Origin of the sequence: Streptomyces luteolifulvus, assembly GCF_008806595.1 — a bacterium.
Classification (GTDB): domain Bacteria; phylum Actinomycetota; class Actinomycetes; order Streptomycetales; family Streptomycetaceae; genus Streptomyces; species Streptomyces luteolifulvus.
The window spans coordinates 1-15120 of record NZ_VZRB01000071.1; the positions used below are offsets into that span (position 1 = coordinate 1).

The following is a 15120-nucleotide window of genomic DNA, read 5'->3' on the forward strand; positions in this document are numbered from 1 at the left end:
GGCAGCGGCGCGATACCCCGGCTGACTCGGGCGCACCGGATCCTGATCGGCGTGGTCGTGGCCGGCGCTGTGATCATCGCCGGGATCGGTTTCGCCGGGTCCTACGCGGCCGTGCGCGTACTGGCCCGGCGCGGCCATCGCGGTCCCGACCGTCGGGGACAAGGGCGCGCTGCCGTCCTCGCTGCCGGTACCGGGCCTGCCGGACGTGCCGTTCACGCTGGACACGGTGACGACGATCGCCCCCTACGCCTTCGCGATGGCGCTGGTCGGCCTGATGGAGTCCCTGATGACGGCCAAGCTGGTGGACGACATCACCGACACGCACTCCAACAAGACCCGCGAGTCGGTCGGCCAGGGCATCGCCAACATCGTCACCGGCTTCTTCGGCGCTATGGGCGGCTGCGCCATGATCGGCCAGACGATGATCAACGTGAAGGTCTTCGGCGCCCGCACCCGCGTCTCGACCTTCCTGGCCGGCGCGTTCCTGATGGTGCTGTGCATCGCCTTCGGCCCGGTCGTCTCCGACATCCCCATGGCCGCCCTCGTAGCGGTCATGATCATGGTGTCGTTCGCGACCTTCGACTGGCACTCCATCGCCCCCAAGACCCTCAAGCGGATGCCCGCCGGCGAGATCGCCGTCATGGTGATCACCGTCGCGTGTGTCGTGGCCACCCACAACCTCGCCGTCGGCGTCGTCGTCGGCTCCATCACCGCCATGGTCGTCTTCGCCAAGCGCGTCGCCCACTTCGCCGAGGTCACCGCCGTGGTCGACCCCGACAGCAGCACGGTCGTGTACCGGGTGACCGGCGAGCTGTTCTTCGCCTCCTCCAACGACTTGGTGGGCCAGTTCGACTACGCGGGCGATCCGGACAAGGTCGTCATCGACCTGTCTGCCGCACACATCTGGGACGCCTCCTCCGTGGCCGCCCTCGACGCGATCGAGACCAAGTACGCCCAGCGCGGCAAGACCGTGGAGATCACCGGTCTGAACGACCCCAGTGCCTACCTGCATGGCAAGCTCAGCGGCGAACTCGCCGCCAGCCACTGACCGCCACCGAGTCCAGCAGTCACCGGCCTCCTGCCCCACGGCGGGAGGCCGATGGCAGTCTCGGGACCCTAACGGCACCCGCCGCCCCTGACCACCGCTCGAGCCCACCCGACCGAAGGGAAGAAACAGCGTGTCCGAACACCGCATCGGGACCATCCTGGCGACCGCAGGAGCGGTGCTGTCCCTGTCAGGGGCGGCCATGTACGTCCTGCCCGGCCCCGGCTCCCCTATCCTGGTGACCGGGCTTGCCGCCCTGACTACCGGCATCGTCATGACCGCCGCCACCCACCGCTGAACCGCTCCTACCGCACAGGAAGACCGCGACGCCCGTGATCTGGCACTGGACCGGCCTTGCCGTCTGCTCCCTCACCCTGCTCCCGGCCGCGCTGGCCATGATCACCGGGCGCGTGCCGCAACGCCTGCACTCCCGGCTCGCCCCGATGCGCCCGCGCGGGTGGGCCCTGCTGGCCCTCTACATGGCCGCGCCGCTCAACGCCGTCCCGCGGCTGGCCGGCGCCTCACCCGGGCTCATCATGGCCGCGACCGCCGTCGCCGTAGTCCTAGCCGTCACCGGATTGTTGGTTGCGGCCATCGCGGCGCACCGGGCCTTGAGGACCACCGCGTGAGCGGGGCAACGCGCCGTCGGCGCGCAATCGCCTCGGTCGTCCTGTGGTGGGGTGGGCTCACGTTGTTGCTGTGGCTGGGGAGCCGGGCCGCAGGCCAGCCCACGGACCTTGCGCGGTGCGCGGCATCGGCGGTGCTGCTGGTCGCGGTGGGAGACGCCGGCGACTGGCTGCGCCGCCGGTGGCGTGCGTACCGCCGGAGTCGGTCAATGCGCCTGCCACCCGCATGACGGTCCGGCAGCCGGAGCCGAGATGGGAGGAGCCGGACCGGTCAGAGGCGACTGGATCTGGTTTTCCCAGCACGTCCGGCATGAGGGTCGCCGACATGGCCTCTGCGGCAGGGAGGGAGGAGATCCTCCTCGTGTCCCGGGGCCTTTGATCATGGTTGGAAGTCGGCGTGCCCGCTCGTGCGCTTGCGGCGCCGGATGACAAGTGTGGCGAGCAGCAGGAGCGCGAAGAGTACGGCGATCGCGGCGGGTCCCGCGGTGTCCAGGGTGTCGGCAACGGTTCGCTGGATGCCGGCCGCCGTGTCGATGACGGGGTCGGTGGTGGTGGGGTTGCGCAGGGCGCGGATCTCGTACCAGCCGTAGTAGGCGACGTAGGCGCCGACCAGGAGGAGCAGACCGCCGCCGAGCCGGGGGGCGATCGCGCCGAGGCGGCGTAGCCGGGTGACGGCGGTGGTGCGGGTGAGGGCGACGGTCAGGGAGGCGGCCCCGACGATCAGGCCCATCCCTGCGGCGTAGGCCGTGAACAGGACGATGCCTTCCGTGGTGGAGCCGCTGCGGAAGGCGGAGACGACGATGGCGAGGAACGGGGCGATGGTACAGCCGAGGGAGGCGGTGGCATACGCCATGCCGAACAGTGCCATCGAGGGCACGGAGCGCGTGACGGCGGGGGCGCGGCGGAGTTTCGGGGCCAGGGTGGGCAGTTGGCGGCCAGCGAGGAGCCATGCTCCGGCCGTGGTGATGAGCAGGCCGAAGGCGATGGTGAACCAGGGCAGGTGCTGCTGGACCTGGCCGGCGGCGGGCTGGATGAGGAGTCCGAAGACGCCGAAGAAGGCGGCGAAGCCGATGGTCATCGCGGCGGTGGCGGTGAGCGCCCGGCCGACGGCGACGGTGCGGCTGGGGCTGTCGTCGCCCAGGACGAGCAGCGAGAGGTAGGCGGGCAGCAGGGCGAAACCACACGGATTGACGGCGGCGAGTATTCCGGCGCCGAGCGCGAGGGCGAGGGGCAGGTCACTCATGGCGCGTTCAGCCGGTGAGGGCGGCGACCTTGTCCGCCAGCCCCTTGCCGCCGGGGAGCACGCCCTCGTAAACGGTCTTTCCGGTCTGGTCAAGGATCACGTAGGAGCTCTGCTGGGTGATCTCGAACCGCTTCCACACCTCGCCCTTCTCGTCGGACAGGTGGGGGAAGGAGCTGGTGCCGGTGTCGGAGACGAAGGCTCGCATGGCGGCGCTCTTGTCCAGGCCCGCGACGCCGACGACGTTCGCCTTGCCCTGCTGGTCGGCGGCGACCTTGGCCGTCGCGGCGGCCTGGCCCTTGCACGTGGGGCACCAGGGTGCCCAGAACCACAGCACGGTGGGCTTGCCTGCGAGGGTCTTCGCGTCGAACGGCTTGCCGTCCACGGTGGTTGCGGAGAAGTTCAGCGCCTCGGGGACCTTCACACCCTGTGACCCGCTGCCGCTGTCGTGGGAGCTGGCAGGCGACTGAGCGGGGGAAGACGCCTTCGAGGGGGAGGTCCCCGCGTCGTCGGCGGACGCGGAGCCGTCGCCCGAGCCGCATGCGGTCAACGTGAGAAGGGCGGCAGCGAGGACGGCCGGGAGGAGGGTGCGGGCATGCAAGGAGAACTCCTGTGAGGTTGGGACCGGTGGCGAGCGTAGTTCGTGGCGGCTTGAGCGGGCAGTGGGTCGGGGCCTTACGGATTGGTGACGTCAGCCTGCGGCGTCCTTGAGCCGTTCGGGGTCGAGGACGGTGATGCGGCCGCGGGCCAGGCGGAGCAGGCCGTGGTCGGCGTAGTCGCGCAAGACCTTTGTGCAGGTTTCGCGGGAGGTGCCGGCGAGGGCGGCGAGCTGTTCGTGGGTGAGGGCGATCTGCGGGTGGCGTCCGACCGGCCGCAGGGGGCCTGCCGGGGGCTGGGCGCTGGTCAGGGTGGTCAGCGTGGTGGCGACACGTTGGGCGACGGTTTTGAACACGCTGTCGGACAGACGCTGTTCGAGGTCGGCCAGGCGGCGGCCGAGGATCGCGGTGATCCGGGCGGCGATCCGCGCGTCGGCCAGCAGCAGCCGGTTCACGTCCGTACGGCTCATCACGCACACGACGGTGTCGTCGAGGGCTTCGGCGTAGTTGTCGTACATGTGCTGCCCGAGCAGGACCATTTCGCCGAAGATGGTGCCCGGGGAGATGATCGCGGTGGTCAGCGCGCGGCCGTCGGCGGAGACTCGGAAGACGCGGACCCGGCCCTTCTTGAGGATGAACAGCACCTCGGAGGGCTGGGTGGGCGAGTAGAGGATCTCTCCCGCGTGGTAGGTCTTCATCGGCGCCGCGGCGGCGATGGCCTCCATCTCCTGCTCGGACAGGTCGCAGAAGATGTCGACCTCGGCCAGGCACCAGGTCCGCTCCGCTTCCTCGCCTCGGGCTGCGGCGTCGGTCATGGTGTGCGTCTCCTCGCGTCGTCCAGGGGCCCACGGTGGTGGTGCGGCGCCCCACGCCGGGCTGGCCAGCGCCTCTGCGCTGCTGGCCAGACAGTAGGGCACCGCGCCGTCCACCGGGCCTATGCGGCGCAGCGGCGCGCCCGGCGGAGGAACCGCGGGGGCGGGGCTTGACGCGGGAACCTCGCTGCTCATCGGGCCGGGCCGGTGCGCTTGCCCATCGCCTGGGCGATGGACGCGAAGGTGGCTCCGGCGAGCAGGCCGAAGACGAGGTGGGCGCCGAGGCTGGAGGAGGTGACGTCGTTCCATTCGAAGACCGGCATGCCCATGTTGGCGGGCATGATCCACAGCGCGCCAAGGGTCCACCACACCACGCCATAGGCCAGGCCGAGGACGAGGGCGGGTGCCAGGCGCTGCGCGAGGGGGCCGAGCACGATGCCGAAGGTGGCACCGGCGAACAGCGCGATGGACAGGTGGATCAGCCAGCCGGCGAAGGCGTTGGTGGAGCCCAGCAGCCCGGCCACCATCGTGATCATCGCGGTGTCCATGACGGGCCGGGAGACCGACATCCAGATGCCCATGCCGACGCCGCCGACGAGGCCGGCCGCAGCGCCCCAGACGGCGTACAGCGGGATCGCAGCGGTCTTGGAGGAGATGTGTGCTGCCGTGGTCATGGTGATCGTCCCATTCATCGGTGGTTCTCCTGCTTCCGTCGCTGACGCTAGATCGGCTGGTGGGGGCAGGTATGTGACCGCCCTTACCTACGCGCCGGTAGTCCCGTGCGGCGTCTGCTTGCCGCTGGCCGCCCCGGGTGGGTCCATGGAACTGACGCCGGGGAAGAGGGCAGCGGATGGGTATCGACGAGAGCGTGGAGCGGGTGATCCCGCTGCCGTGTGAGCAGGTGGCGGCGTATGCGATGGACTGGCGCCACGATGCCGAGTGGACCCAGGGCATCCGCACGGCGCAGCTGACGCGGCAGGCGGTTTCGGGGTCGGGGCGGAGGTGACGCGGACGGCGTACTTCCTGGGCAAGCGGATCGACTACGTCCTGCGGGTCGCCGCGTTCGAGCCCCCGAGGCTGCTGGAGATGGTCTCGGTTGCTGGCCCGCTGCCGATGCACGTGACCTGCACCTTCGACGCGCTCCCGGACGGCGGCACGCTCGTGCGGATCCGGGTGCGCGGCGACGCCTCTGGCCTGTACCGGCTGGCCGGACCGGTGATGGGGCGCAAGGTGCGCTCGTCGCTGGTCAAGGATCTTCGGGACCTTGAGCGGCAGGTGAGCCGCCGAGCGGGAGGGTGAGGGCGGTCATGGCGTTCGACGAAGGACTGGCGGAACGCATCCGGGCCCGGCTGGGTGCGGATCCGGGCTTCACGGAGAAGCGGATGTTCGGCGGGCTGGCGTTCTTGTATGAGGGCAACATGGCGGTCGGGGTGATCGGGGACGCGCTGATGGTCCGGGTCGGCCCCGAGGCCACCGAGGCTGCCCTGGAGCGGCCCGGGACGCGGCCCTTCGACTTCACCGGGCGCCCGATGCGCGGCTGGGTGGTCGTGGCCTCCTCCGCCGTGTCCGAGGACCAGGCCCTGGTCGCCTGGATCGACCAGGGGCACGACTTCGCGGCGAGCCTGCCGCCCAAATGACGCGGAAGGGCGGCGCAGGCAGGAGTCGCCGCTGCCCTCGGCCGGGTCTAGCGTGGAAGGAGGGGTGTCGGTTTCGCAGGGCCGAGAGGAGTGGTCGCCATGGCGGGCCGCACGCGCAGCGAGGTCGAGGCGGAGATCAAGGAGACCCTGGGCCTTGTGCCCCACTTCTTCTCCCGCATCCCCGATGACCTGCTGGATTACGAGTGGGAGATCTTCAAGAAGATCGAACTCGGCGAGACCCTGATCCCGAACAAGTACAAGGAACTGATCGGGATCGCGTTGCACTCGGAGACGAAGTGCCGTTACTGCACGCTCTTCCACACCGAGGCCGCGAAGCTGTTCGGGGCCACGGACGAGGAGATCCAGGAAGCCGTCCACTACGCGAAGAACAGCCTCGGCTGGAGCGCCTACCTCAACGGCATCCGTGAGGACTACGACGACTTCGAGAAGGAACTCGGGCAGATCAAGGACTACCTGGCATCGAAGGGCTGACCATGCACCTGGAGTGGGCCCGTCCCGGCATCCTGCGCGCGACCGCTCACCCCTTCGAGTTCGCGGCGCTCGTGGCCGCCGCCCGATTCGTGGCCGAGTCCCCTCCCTCCGACATCCCCGCCGAGTCGCTGGAACAGCTCAGACACATCCTGCGCGACTACGACGCCCAGGCACGCCGTCTGCATGACACGCCTGCCCCAGACGGGCCCTGAAGGACCCCCGCCAGCCCAGGGCGCGCGAGGAGCCCTTCGATCAGACGCTGCGAGGGTCCTTTTCCGCAATCAGCAAGGCGTACCCCAACACGTTGTCCTCCACCGCCGCGCGAGCCGCCTCCAGGACGGCGGGAGCCGCGGTGAGATCCACGCTGGCCTCGGCGAGGCGGGCCGCTGCAGTGATCCGCAGTATGTTCAGCCGGGCCTCGATCTGGTCGATCATCCGCAACATCGCCTGGTCGTGGCGCTCGGTACGCAGCGTGCGCAGGCCCGCCCCGGCCAGGATCTCGGCGTACTCCTCCAACGGACGGGCGTCGGCGATGCAGGCGATCCGGGCGCCGAGGCCGGTGAGCTCGGCCGGCAGCCGGGTGGGGTCGATGGTGACGTCGGTGATGCCAAGGCGCCCGCCCGGGCGAAGGACATGGGCGAACTCGGCCGCCGCGCGCGCCTTGTCCGGGAAGGTGCACAGGGCGCACTCGCACACCACGGCGTCGAAGACACCCTCCGGATACGGCAGGTGCTCGGCGTCTCCGGTGGTGAACCGCACCGGGTCTGCGAGGCCGGCGGCCTGAGCGGCACCCTGGGCCAGTGCGGTGTTCGCCGCTGCGTAGTCCACCCCGTCGACCTCAGTGCCGTACGCGTCGGCCAGCAGCAGGGCGGTGGTGCCGCGCCCCGAGGCGACGTCGAGGACCCGCGCACCCGGGGTCAGGCCTAGGCCGTCGGCGAGGCGGCGGGTCAGGGCGGTGCCGCCAGGGTGGTAGGACTCGCCGAGGAGCAGGGCGACGATGTCGGAGGAGTAGGCTGCGGCGCAGCACGCCTTCAGCTCCTCGCCGCTGGGCTGGTTCATGACGAGAGCTTCCCTTCCTCCTCCGAGCTGCTGGCGGTCTTCGAGCCGTACGGGGTCGCCGTCAGACGGCCGGCGAGCGGCATCGCGTTGGGCGCGACCGGGGCGACGGGGACACCGGACATCTGCGCGCGGACCTGTTCGCGGTAGCCGACGGAGTTGTAGGCGCAGAAGGGGATGAGGCGTCCGTCGGGGGTGATCTCCTCGACGCAGCACTTCATCAGCTGCTTGACGTTGAGGGTGTAGGGGTCCTGGAAGTCCTGCACGACGATCATGAACGCTTTGTCGGTCAAGTTCCTTACCGCTTCCGGGAGGTCGATGCCGCAGGCGTCCGCGCAGTCCAGTGCCTCGGCGGTGGCCCGCAGCTTTTCCTCGGTCGTGGCGGTGCCCATGAACGCGGAGGCCGACCACAGTTTCTCCAGGGCCTCGCGGATCCCGGCGTCGGGCATGACCCGGTTGGTGACGTAGTCCAGGTAGTCCTCGACGTTGAGCAGCCGCGGGATGGGGACGACGGTGCGGTTGCCCGGTTCGCCGTCGACGAGGAGGTAGGTGATGGAGCGGCAGGTGGGGAAGCAGCACGGGACGGGGAAGAAGTCGCCCTTGGTGAACCAGTTGGGGCGTTGGGTGTTGATGAGGCGGATGACGTCGGGGTTGGTGAGCCGGTTCAGCGGGTCGAACTCCACGTGCCGGCCCGAGTGGGTGACCGGCTGGAACGCCACCGAGCGGACCGCGGGGTGGTCGATGCCGTACTCGATGATCGCCCCGAGCTCGTGCTCGTTCAGCCCGCGCTCGACGGCCGCGACGAGGGTGACGGTCAGCCCTGCCTCGGCGCAGTTGTCCATGGCCCGCTGCTTGAACGTGCGCAGGTCCCGGCCCCGGATCTCCAGGTGCGTGCGCTCGTCGAAGCCGTCGAACTGCAAGTAGATGTTCACCGACCGGCCCGGCACCTGGTTGCGTTTGCCGAGTTCGGCGACGAAGTTCTTGTCGGTGGCCAGGCGGATGCCGTTGGTGTTGAGGTTGACGTTCCTGATCGGACGGGTCTGGGCGAGGTCGATGAAGTCGAGGATGTGCTTGTGGATGGTGGGCTCGCCGCCGGAGAACATCACCACCTCCGCCTCCCCCTCGGACTCCACGAAGGCGTCGAGCATCCGCGCGCACTGCTCGTGGGTGATGGAGTAGCCGTCGCTCTGGTGGCCGGAGTCGGCGAAGCAGATCGGGCAGTCCAGGTTGCAGCCGGTGTTGACCTCGATGATGCCCAGGCAGGCGTGCTGCTTGTGCTCCGGGCACAGCCCACAGTCACTGGGGCAGCCGTCCTTCACCTCGGTCTGGAAGACGAGCGGAATCGTGCCGGGCTTGTTGAAACGGGCCGAGGACAGGTACTCCTCGGCGTCCCCGTAGACCAGCGCCTCGAACTCGCCGTGTTCACCGCAGCGTTTATGCAGATAGACCTTGTCGTTGCGGATGTTGACCTGCGCGTCGATGGGTGTCTTGCACAGGGGGCAGATGGACTTGGTGAACTCCACGAACACCTCGTCGCGGTCGGTCTTGCGCCGGGGCGCGGGTGCCTGGGTCACGCGGAACTCCTCCATGAATGGACCTGCCTTCACTTACCGGCGTCGTCACGATCAGGTGTCTCGCCCGCCTGCGGCGCGGGTGGGGCCGGGACGGTCGGGCAGCAGTCATCCGGCCCGGCGCCCCGGCGGCGACGGACCCGGCACCGCAGCGCGTAGCCCGTGCCGGCCAGGAGGATGACCGCGCCGACGGTGATCAGCCACCCGCTGGCCAGAATCCCGCCGACCGCACCGAGTGCTCCGCCGGCCAGAAGCAGGGGGCCCGCGCAGCACACCACCATGAGCAGCCCGGCGCCCACAACCGCAGCCACGCCACCGAGACCGGAACGCTCACCGGATGCCGGCACCGTCCCTCACCTCCTCCCGGCCGGCGCGAGCGGGCGCGGTGCGGGCGAAGCGGAACAGCACCGCGGCATACAGCAGGGTCAGGGCGTCCTGGAGCAGCACGAACCAGCTCAGCCGCTGGGCCAGGTAGATCCCGAAGCAGCCGCAATTGGCCACCGTCAGGCCCCGCGCGTAGGCCTGCACGGCCAACACCGTCCACACCACCGAGACGGCCGTGTACACCCACACCGGTGCCAGGGCCTTGGAGCGGGGGCGGGCCAGGAACCAGATCCCGCACACCAGCTCCCCGGCGATCAGCGCCACGGCCAGTACGGTCGCGGCGTCGCCGGTCACCAACCCGTACGCGGACAGAATCCGCGCCATGTGCCCGAAGGAGGCTAGCTGGGCGACGCCCATCGCCGTGTACACCGTTCCGAGCACGATCCTCAGCACCATGATCCGACCGTAGGCTCCCGGCCGTGGCCAGAACTGTAAGCGCGCTCACCGAACCACCACCCCCGCTCCCGGCACGATCGAAGGGATGACGGCGGTGTTCGCCGCCGCGCGAGCCCGCATCCCGGGGATCGGGAGGTGCCAGGTGAACGGTCAGCAGTCCCCCCGCCCACCGCGCCGGCAGGTACTCAAGGGAGCGGGCGTGATCGGGGGAGTCGTCGTCCTGCTGGTGAGCGGGGGCGTGATCGGCTGGCAGACCCTCGCCGACCGCCCGGATCCGGTGACGGCCGTGCAGCCGGGCCAGGACCCGTCCCTGGAGGCGCTCGCCGATGCCGCCGTGTCCGGCGGGCCGGGCAAGGACGGCATCCCCTCCATCGACAAGCCCCGCTCCGTCCCGGCAAGCAAGGCCGGCTTCCTCGACGACGACGATCCGGTCTTCGGCCTGGAGTATCGCGGAGAGGTGCGGGCGTACCCGCAGCTGGTCCTGGTGTGGCACGAGATCGTCAACGACACCGTGGCCGGCGAGCCGCTCGCGGTCACCTACTGCCCGCTGACGGGCACGGTCATCGGATTCCGCGCCCCGCCCGGCGTCCAGGGCCTGACCTTCGGCACCACCGGTCGCCTGGTCAACTCCAATCTGCTGATGTACGACCGGCAGACCGGGTCCGAGTGGCCCCAGCTGCTCGCCACCGCGGTCAGCGGCCCGCTCACGGGCACGAAGCTCGCCACCGCCCCGCTGGTGTGGACCACGTGGAAGCAGTGGCGGACCGCCCACCCCGACACCGAGGTGCTGTCCACCGACACCGGCGCGCTGCGCAGCTACGGCAGGGACCCCTACGGCTCCTACCCGGACCGCACCGGCTACTACGTCAAGGGCGGCCCGCTCTTCCCCGTTCTTGCCACGAGCGACCGCTTCGACGACAAGCATGTGGTCATCGGCGTACGGGTCGGCGGCCAGCGCCTGGCCATCGACAAGGACCTCGTGAGGGCGAACCGGATCGTGCGCGCGGACGTCGGCGGCACACAGGTGGAGGCCCGCTGGGACGAGAAGCTGGGCACGGCCCGCGTCCTCCAGCGGGCAGGGGAGCAGTGGGTGCCGGCGGACTTCCTTGACGCCATGTGGTTCGCCTGGTACTCCTTCTACCCCAACAGCCAGGTGCGGACATGAGCAGGCTTGTGGCCGTATTCGCCCAGGCGGGCGATGCCTGGGACGGCACCGTTGCCGCGATGGCTGCCACGCCCCGGCGGGTGCGTGCCGCCCTCGCCGTTCGCCGCTACCGCAGGGCGGCACTGATCGCCGCGACCCTCACCCTGGTGGTCTACCTGTTCTCCATCGGGGACCTCGCGGTATCGGGCTCAGGCCGGTTCACCGGCGCCCCACTCGTGCGGGCCGCGCCGGATCAGCTGTTCACGGCGCGGGTGCCGTACCTGTTCGAGCCGGTCCTCTCCTGGCACCCCAGCAGCCACCTCGCGGTCTTCGTCAGCCCGGTCAACCTGCTGCTCGGCGCGGTCGTGGCCGCGCTGGTGGGATGCAACATCGCCGTCACCGCCCACGCCGCCCGGCAGGCCGCCTCCTGCCGGCGCACCCGCTACGCCCGGCTCCTCGCCGTGCTTCCGGCGTTCCTGCTCGGCTTCGCCTGCTGCGTACCGGCCTTCGTGCTGGTGCTCGGTGCGAGTACCGCCGCCGCCCTCCTGCCGGTCCTCATCCCCCTGCGCCCGGTGTTCTACCCGCTCACCCTGGTGCTGCTGACCGCCACGCTGCTCTGGGGCACCTCCCAGGCCGCCCGCACCACGCGCGCGAGGCGCACCGGCGACGTGGCGGCGCCCACACCCCCCGCTGTCCCCGATACGCACGGATCGTGACCGTCTGCACGGTTGTTCAAGGAGGTCCCTCATGGCGCACGTACCGCACGAAGTCGATGCCGTGGTGATCGGCATGGGGGTCGGCGGTGAGCACGCCGCCGAGCGTCTGGCCGAGGAAGGGCTGGACGTGGTCGGAGTGGAAGCGGAACTGGTCGGCGGGGAGTGCCCGTACTGGGCGTGCGTCCCGAGCAAGATGATGATCCGCGCCGGCAACCTGCTCGCCGAGGCCAGGCGCGTGCCCGGCATGGCCGGAGACTCCCAGGTGGTTGCGGACTTCGCACCAGTCGCGGCCCGGATCCGGGAGGAGGCCACCGACGACTGGAACGACCAGGTGGCCGTCGACCGGTTCACCCGCAAGGGCGGCCACTTCGTCCGCGGCCGGGCCCGCCTGGCCGGCCCCGGCCGCGTGGAGGCCGACGGGCAGGCGTTTCATGTCCGGCGCGCGGTGGTGGTGGCCACCGGCAGCCGGCCGCAGATCCCGCCCGTCCCCGGCCTGGAAGCGACACCGTACTGGACCAACCGGCAGGCGGTCTCGGTGAAGGAACCCCCGGCCTCGCTGCTCGTGCTCGGTGGCGGGGCCATCGGCGTGGAGCTGGCGCAGGCGTTCGCCCGCTTCGGCACCGCGGTCACCCTCGTTGAAGCCATGGAGCGGCTGCTCCCCGAAGAAGAACCCACCGTCGGCGCCCTGCTGGCCGATGTGCTGGAAGAGGAGGGCATCACCGTACGCACCGCAGCCCGGGCCACCGGCGTGCGCCACGCGGACGACGCCTTCCGGCTCACCCTGGAGGGCGGGCAGGAGATCACCGGGCAGCACCTGCTGGTGGCCACCGGACGCCAACCGCACCTGGCCGGGTTTGGCCTGGAGAGCGTCGGGCTTGACCCCCAGGCCCGCGCGCTGGCCGTGGACGGGCAGATGCGGGCCGCAGCAGGGGTCTGGGGCGTCGGTGACGTCACCGGGCGGGGCCTGTTCACGCATGTCGCGATGTACCAGGCCGAGGTCGCCGTACGCGACATCCTCGGTCGGCCCGGACCGGACGCGGACTACCGGGCCCTGCCCCGGGTCACCTTCACCGACCCCGAGGTCGGCTCCGTCGGGCTGACCGAACACGCCGCCCGCGAGCAGGGCCTGCGAGCACGCACCGGCACCGCGCGGGTGCCCTCGTCCGCACGGGGCTGGATCCACAAGGCCGGCAACGACGGCCTGATCAAGCTTGTCGAGGACGCCGACCGCGGCGTCCTGATCGGGGCCACCTCCGTCGGCCCGGCAGGCGGTGAGGTCCTCTACGGCCTGGCCGTGGCCATCCAGATGGAGATCCCGGTCGACCGGCTGCGGCACATGATGTTCGCCTACCCCACCTTCCACCGCGCCGTGGAAGACGCCCTCGCCGACCTCGGCCATGGCGACTGACCGTCCAGGGGCACGGACACGGACCACAGCGGGGCGGCCGACCCCGCACGCGGCCGGTCAACGGTGAGGAGGAGGCAGCCAGCAGAACACCGCCCGCGTGAGCGCCCTGGTCAGCCATTCGCCCACTCGATCACGCACACGCACCGGACCCCGGGCACCGCGGGAGGCGGCCAGCCCCTCAGGCGCCGGCGCGCCGCCCGGCGCCGGCCTCAACTCCTGCTGCGTCCCGGCCCGCCGAGCCAGCCCGCTCGACCGCGCCACCATGTCTCATCGCCGCCTTCCCTCACGGTGCGAACAGACACGCCGCCCGCACTCCACCGCGTCCGTCGGCCCGCCGTGCGGTACCGGCGAGCCGCTCACCTCAGAGTCGAGCGCCGCTCCGCCTCTTGCCGGACCGCGCCCAGGGAGGCCGCGACGGTCGCCTCCCACCGGGGGGCGAGCAGGCCGCCCCACCACTGTCCGGCCCGCCACAGATCCGTGGCGAGCTCGCCCTCGTAGACCAGCCGCGTACCGGACTCGTGCTCGGTGAGGGTGAACGATTCGGTGACCGCCGGGACGGGCCCGCGCACCAGGCGGAAGTCGACCCGCTCCGGCCGGGTGAACCGCACCGTCTCCACCGTGGTCGCCGTCAGCCGCCCGCCCACGACCGGGGTGCGATGGGCGGCGAGCACCATGTCGCTGCCCTGTTCCAGCACCATGACCTTCTCGCGCATCGCTCGGGTGGCCCTGCCCAGATACGGCTGGGCGATGACGTCGAACACCACCTCACGCGGCGCCGCGATGTCGACACTCTGCGGCCCCAGCGGCCGTGTGCGCCGCCCGACCCCCATATCCAGCGGCAGTGCCCCGGTCACCAGCCCCAGATATCCGCCCGCCGCGCCCGCGCCCGCTACGGTCACCACTCCGAGAGCACCGATCCACGCCATTGGCCCGACCTTTCCACGCGTCCGTCCCTGTCTCACCTACGACGCTAGGCCGGGCATGTCCGCCGATCAGTGAGCGCGCTCACCTTCCTCCCGGCGCGTCGGCCCCTACCCTGAGCGCCACCCCCGAGTGGTGGAGGATCCAGAAACATGGAGCCCGTATCCGCGATGGCCGACAGCCGCGCCGCGACGAACGCGCTGCTGGCCGAGCTGCGAGAAGACCGCCTCGCTCCGGAAGCTGTCGTGCGCTTCGTCGGCCAGGCCGCGCACCGGTCGCTGCTCCAGGCCGCCCGCCGCCCCCGTGCCCTGGCCGAGCTCACCGCCCTGCACGCCGTCCTGTACACGCTGGCGGTCGGCAGGCGGCCCGGACCGGGCTGGGTGGCCGCCAGCTGGGTCCTCGCCGCCTCGCACCTGGGGCTGCTGGAACACCGCACCCGCCTTGCCCCCGCAGACATCCTGACGCTGCTGCGCGCCAACCTCCCCGCCCTGCCCGGCGGAACCGGCCGCGCCTCCGGCGTCCTGGCGGTCGGCCTTGATCTCGCCGACGGGCGCCTTGCCCGTCATCAGGGCACGACCTCTCCCTTCGGCGACTACGCCGACACCTTCGCCGACGCCGCGTTCTGGACGTGGCTCACCCTGCGTCACGAACCCAACCCCGCCGTACGGGCGGCGGCCATCGCCGCCTGGGCGCTGCCCGTCGTCACCGTCACCGGCCTCGCCCTGCGCCGCGGCACCATGCCCGAGCGGCCACGCCCCGTCCTGCTGCGCCCGGCCGCCGCCCTTCAGGCCGTCGTCGCCCTCCGGCACCTGGTCCGCCGCTGACCCGCCTCGGTCACTGCTCGCCGTCTGGGTGAAGTTGTATGTCCGGCGGTGGCTCGAAGCGCCGCTCGCCATGCCCGACGGCTCCCTGCTGGAGCGGGAACGCGGGACTCCTCAAGGGGCTCCGGTCACGCCTCCAACGCAATGGATAACCCGTGTGCATGTCGCCCTCGGCGTCGGCGTCCGGTGACTGACCGTGGTCGGCTTGGGTGTGTTCGCGGATCGGGATGCGGTGCCGGATGGTGATCTTCTCGG

At 71.0% G+C, this 15120-nt stretch carries 20 protein-coding genes and 2 pseudogenes; 11 read left to right on the forward strand and 11 right to left on the reverse strand.

Annotated elements, in window-relative coordinates; genetic code table 11:
• Positions 1–216 (reverse strand): hypothetical protein (locus F7R91_RS43590; protein WP_225321112.1); only part of this gene is annotated, 216 nt, incomplete at its 3' end.
• Between F7R91_RS43590 and F7R91_RS40895 the strand changes: the two are divergent.
• The 3 genes and pseudogenes from F7R91_RS40895 to F7R91_RS40900 form a co-directional block, all read left to right on the forward strand.
• Positions 128–1048 (forward strand): annotated as a pseudogene (locus F7R91_RS40895) (SulP family inorganic anion transporter); the annotation flags it as partial. The gene F7R91_RS43590 and the pseudogene F7R91_RS40895 overlap by 89 nt on opposite strands.
• Before the next feature lie 130 nt (positions 1049–1178).
• Complete coding sequence (locus tag F7R91_RS42430; RefSeq protein WP_191971884.1) at positions 1179–1343, forward strand: hypothetical protein; 165 nt, start codon at positions 1179–1181, stop codon at positions 1341–1343.
• 34 nt (positions 1344–1377) lie between these two features.
• On the forward strand, positions 1378–1674 hold the full coding sequence (locus tag F7R91_RS40900; protein ID WP_150958839.1) for a hypothetical protein: 297 nt from the start codon (positions 1378–1380) through the stop codon (positions 1672–1674).
• A gap of 376 nt (positions 1675–2050) precedes the next feature.
• Here F7R91_RS40900 and F7R91_RS40910 read toward each other — a convergent pair whose 3' ends face one another.
• From F7R91_RS40910 to F7R91_RS40925, 4 genes are all read right to left on the reverse strand, one after another.
• On the reverse strand, positions 2051–2914 hold the full coding sequence (locus F7R91_RS40910) for a cytochrome c biogenesis CcdA family protein (RefSeq protein WP_150958842.1): 864 nt from the start codon (positions 2912–2914) through the stop codon (positions 2051–2053).
• A gap of 7 nt (positions 2915–2921) precedes the next feature.
• A complete protein-coding gene (locus tag F7R91_RS40915; RefSeq protein ID WP_150958844.1) occupies positions 2922–3512 on the reverse strand; it encodes a redoxin domain-containing protein in 591 nt (196 codons plus the stop codon).
• 90 nt (positions 3513–3602) lie between these two features.
• On the reverse strand, positions 3603–4322 hold the full coding sequence (locus tag F7R91_RS40920) for a Crp/Fnr family transcriptional regulator (RefSeq protein ID WP_225321113.1): 720 nt from the start codon (positions 4320–4322) through the stop codon (positions 3603–3605).
• Between the two features lie 188 nt (positions 4323–4510).
• Positions 4511–5011 (reverse strand): hypothetical protein, encoded by a 501-nt coding sequence (locus tag F7R91_RS40925; RefSeq protein WP_225321114.1) that lies wholly within the window; start codon positions 5009–5011, stop codon positions 4511–4513.
• Positions 5012–5169: 158 nt separating this feature from the next.
• Here F7R91_RS40925 and F7R91_RS40930 point away from each other — a divergent pair.
• The 4 genes and pseudogenes from F7R91_RS40930 to F7R91_RS40945 all read left to right on the forward strand — a co-directional run bounded on the left by F7R91_RS40930 (position 5170) and on the right by F7R91_RS40945 (position 6660).
• Positions 5170–5618 (forward strand): annotated as a pseudogene (locus tag F7R91_RS40930) (SRPBCC family protein).
• An 8-nt stretch (positions 5619–5626) separates the two neighbouring features.
• Positions 5627–5956 carry a TfoX/Sxy family protein gene (locus F7R91_RS40935; protein WP_150958846.1) on the forward strand — a complete coding sequence of 110 codons (330 nt, stop codon included), beginning with the start codon at positions 5627–5629 and terminating at the stop codon, positions 5954–5956.
• Between the two features lie 99 nt (positions 5957–6055).
• Entirely contained in the window at positions 6056–6448 is a 393-nt protein-coding gene (locus tag F7R91_RS40940) for a carboxymuconolactone decarboxylase family protein (protein WP_150958848.1), read from the forward strand.
• Positions 6449–6450: 2 nt separating this feature from the next.
• Entirely contained in the window at positions 6451–6660 is a 210-nt protein-coding gene (locus F7R91_RS40945; RefSeq protein ID WP_150958850.1) for a hypothetical protein, read from the forward strand.
• A gap of 40 nt (positions 6661–6700) precedes the next feature.
• Here F7R91_RS40945 and F7R91_RS40950 read toward each other — a convergent pair whose 3' ends face one another.
• The 4 genes from F7R91_RS40950 to F7R91_RS40965 are packed head-to-tail and all read right to left on the reverse strand — an operon-like array spanning position 6701 to position 9855.
• Positions 6701–7507 carry a class I SAM-dependent methyltransferase gene (locus F7R91_RS40950; protein ID WP_150958852.1) on the reverse strand — a complete coding sequence of 269 codons (807 nt, stop codon included), beginning with the start codon at positions 7505–7507 and terminating at the stop codon, positions 6701–6703.
• Positions 7504–9078 (reverse strand): radical SAM protein, encoded by a 1575-nt coding sequence (locus tag F7R91_RS40955; protein ID WP_225321115.1) that lies wholly within the window; start codon positions 9076–9078, stop codon positions 7504–7506. The genes F7R91_RS40950 and F7R91_RS40955 overlap by 4 nt, the downstream gene beginning before the upstream one ends.
• A 29-nt stretch (positions 9079–9107) precedes the next feature.
• Positions 9108–9386 carry a mercury transporter gene (locus tag F7R91_RS40960; RefSeq protein WP_225321116.1) on the reverse strand — a complete coding sequence of 93 codons (279 nt, stop codon included), beginning with the start codon at positions 9384–9386 and terminating at the stop codon, positions 9108–9110.
• Between the two features lie 19 nt (positions 9387–9405).
• Positions 9406–9855, reverse strand: a complete 450-nt coding sequence (locus F7R91_RS40965; protein ID WP_150958858.1) for a MauE/DoxX family redox-associated membrane protein — start codon at positions 9853–9855, stop codon at positions 9406–9408.
• Between the two features lie 199 nt (positions 9856–10054).
• Here F7R91_RS40965 and F7R91_RS40970 point away from each other — a divergent pair, with 199 nt between their 5' ends.
• From F7R91_RS40970 to F7R91_RS40980, 3 genes are read left to right on the forward strand one after another with little or no spacing between them, the layout of a single operon-like run.
• A complete protein-coding gene (locus tag F7R91_RS40970) occupies positions 10055–11020 on the forward strand; it encodes a DUF3179 domain-containing protein (RefSeq protein ID WP_225321117.1) in 966 nt (321 codons plus the stop codon).
• Complete coding sequence (locus tag F7R91_RS40975) at positions 11017–11715, forward strand: hypothetical protein (RefSeq protein WP_225321118.1); 699 nt, start codon at positions 11017–11019, stop codon at positions 11713–11715. The genes F7R91_RS40970 and F7R91_RS40975 overlap by 4 nt, the downstream gene beginning before the upstream one ends.
• Positions 11716–11746: 31 nt before the next feature.
• Positions 11747–13123 carry a dihydrolipoyl dehydrogenase family protein gene (locus F7R91_RS40980; protein WP_150958862.1) on the forward strand — a complete coding sequence of 459 codons (1377 nt, stop codon included), beginning with the start codon at positions 11747–11749 and terminating at the stop codon, positions 13121–13123.
• A gap of 356 nt (positions 13124–13479) precedes the next feature.
• Here the strand turns inward: F7R91_RS40980 and F7R91_RS40985 are convergent, their stop codons facing one another.
• Complete coding sequence (locus F7R91_RS40985; RefSeq protein WP_150958864.1) at positions 13480–14049, reverse strand: SRPBCC family protein; 570 nt, start codon at positions 14047–14049, stop codon at positions 13480–13482.
• Positions 14050–14196: 147 nt separating this feature from the next.
• Between F7R91_RS40985 and F7R91_RS40990 the strand changes: the two genes are divergently transcribed.
• Positions 14197–14868 (forward strand): CDP-alcohol phosphatidyltransferase family protein, encoded by a 672-nt coding sequence (locus F7R91_RS40990; RefSeq protein WP_150958866.1) that lies wholly within the window; start codon positions 14197–14199, stop codon positions 14866–14868.
• Positions 14869–14878: 10 nt separating this feature from the next.
• On the opposite strand, the gene F7R91_RS43595 is transcribed toward F7R91_RS40990, so the two are convergent.
• Positions 14879–15120, reverse strand: a 242-nt coding sequence (locus tag F7R91_RS43595) for a hypothetical protein (RefSeq protein ID WP_225321119.1), incomplete at its 5' end; no start/stop codon positions are given.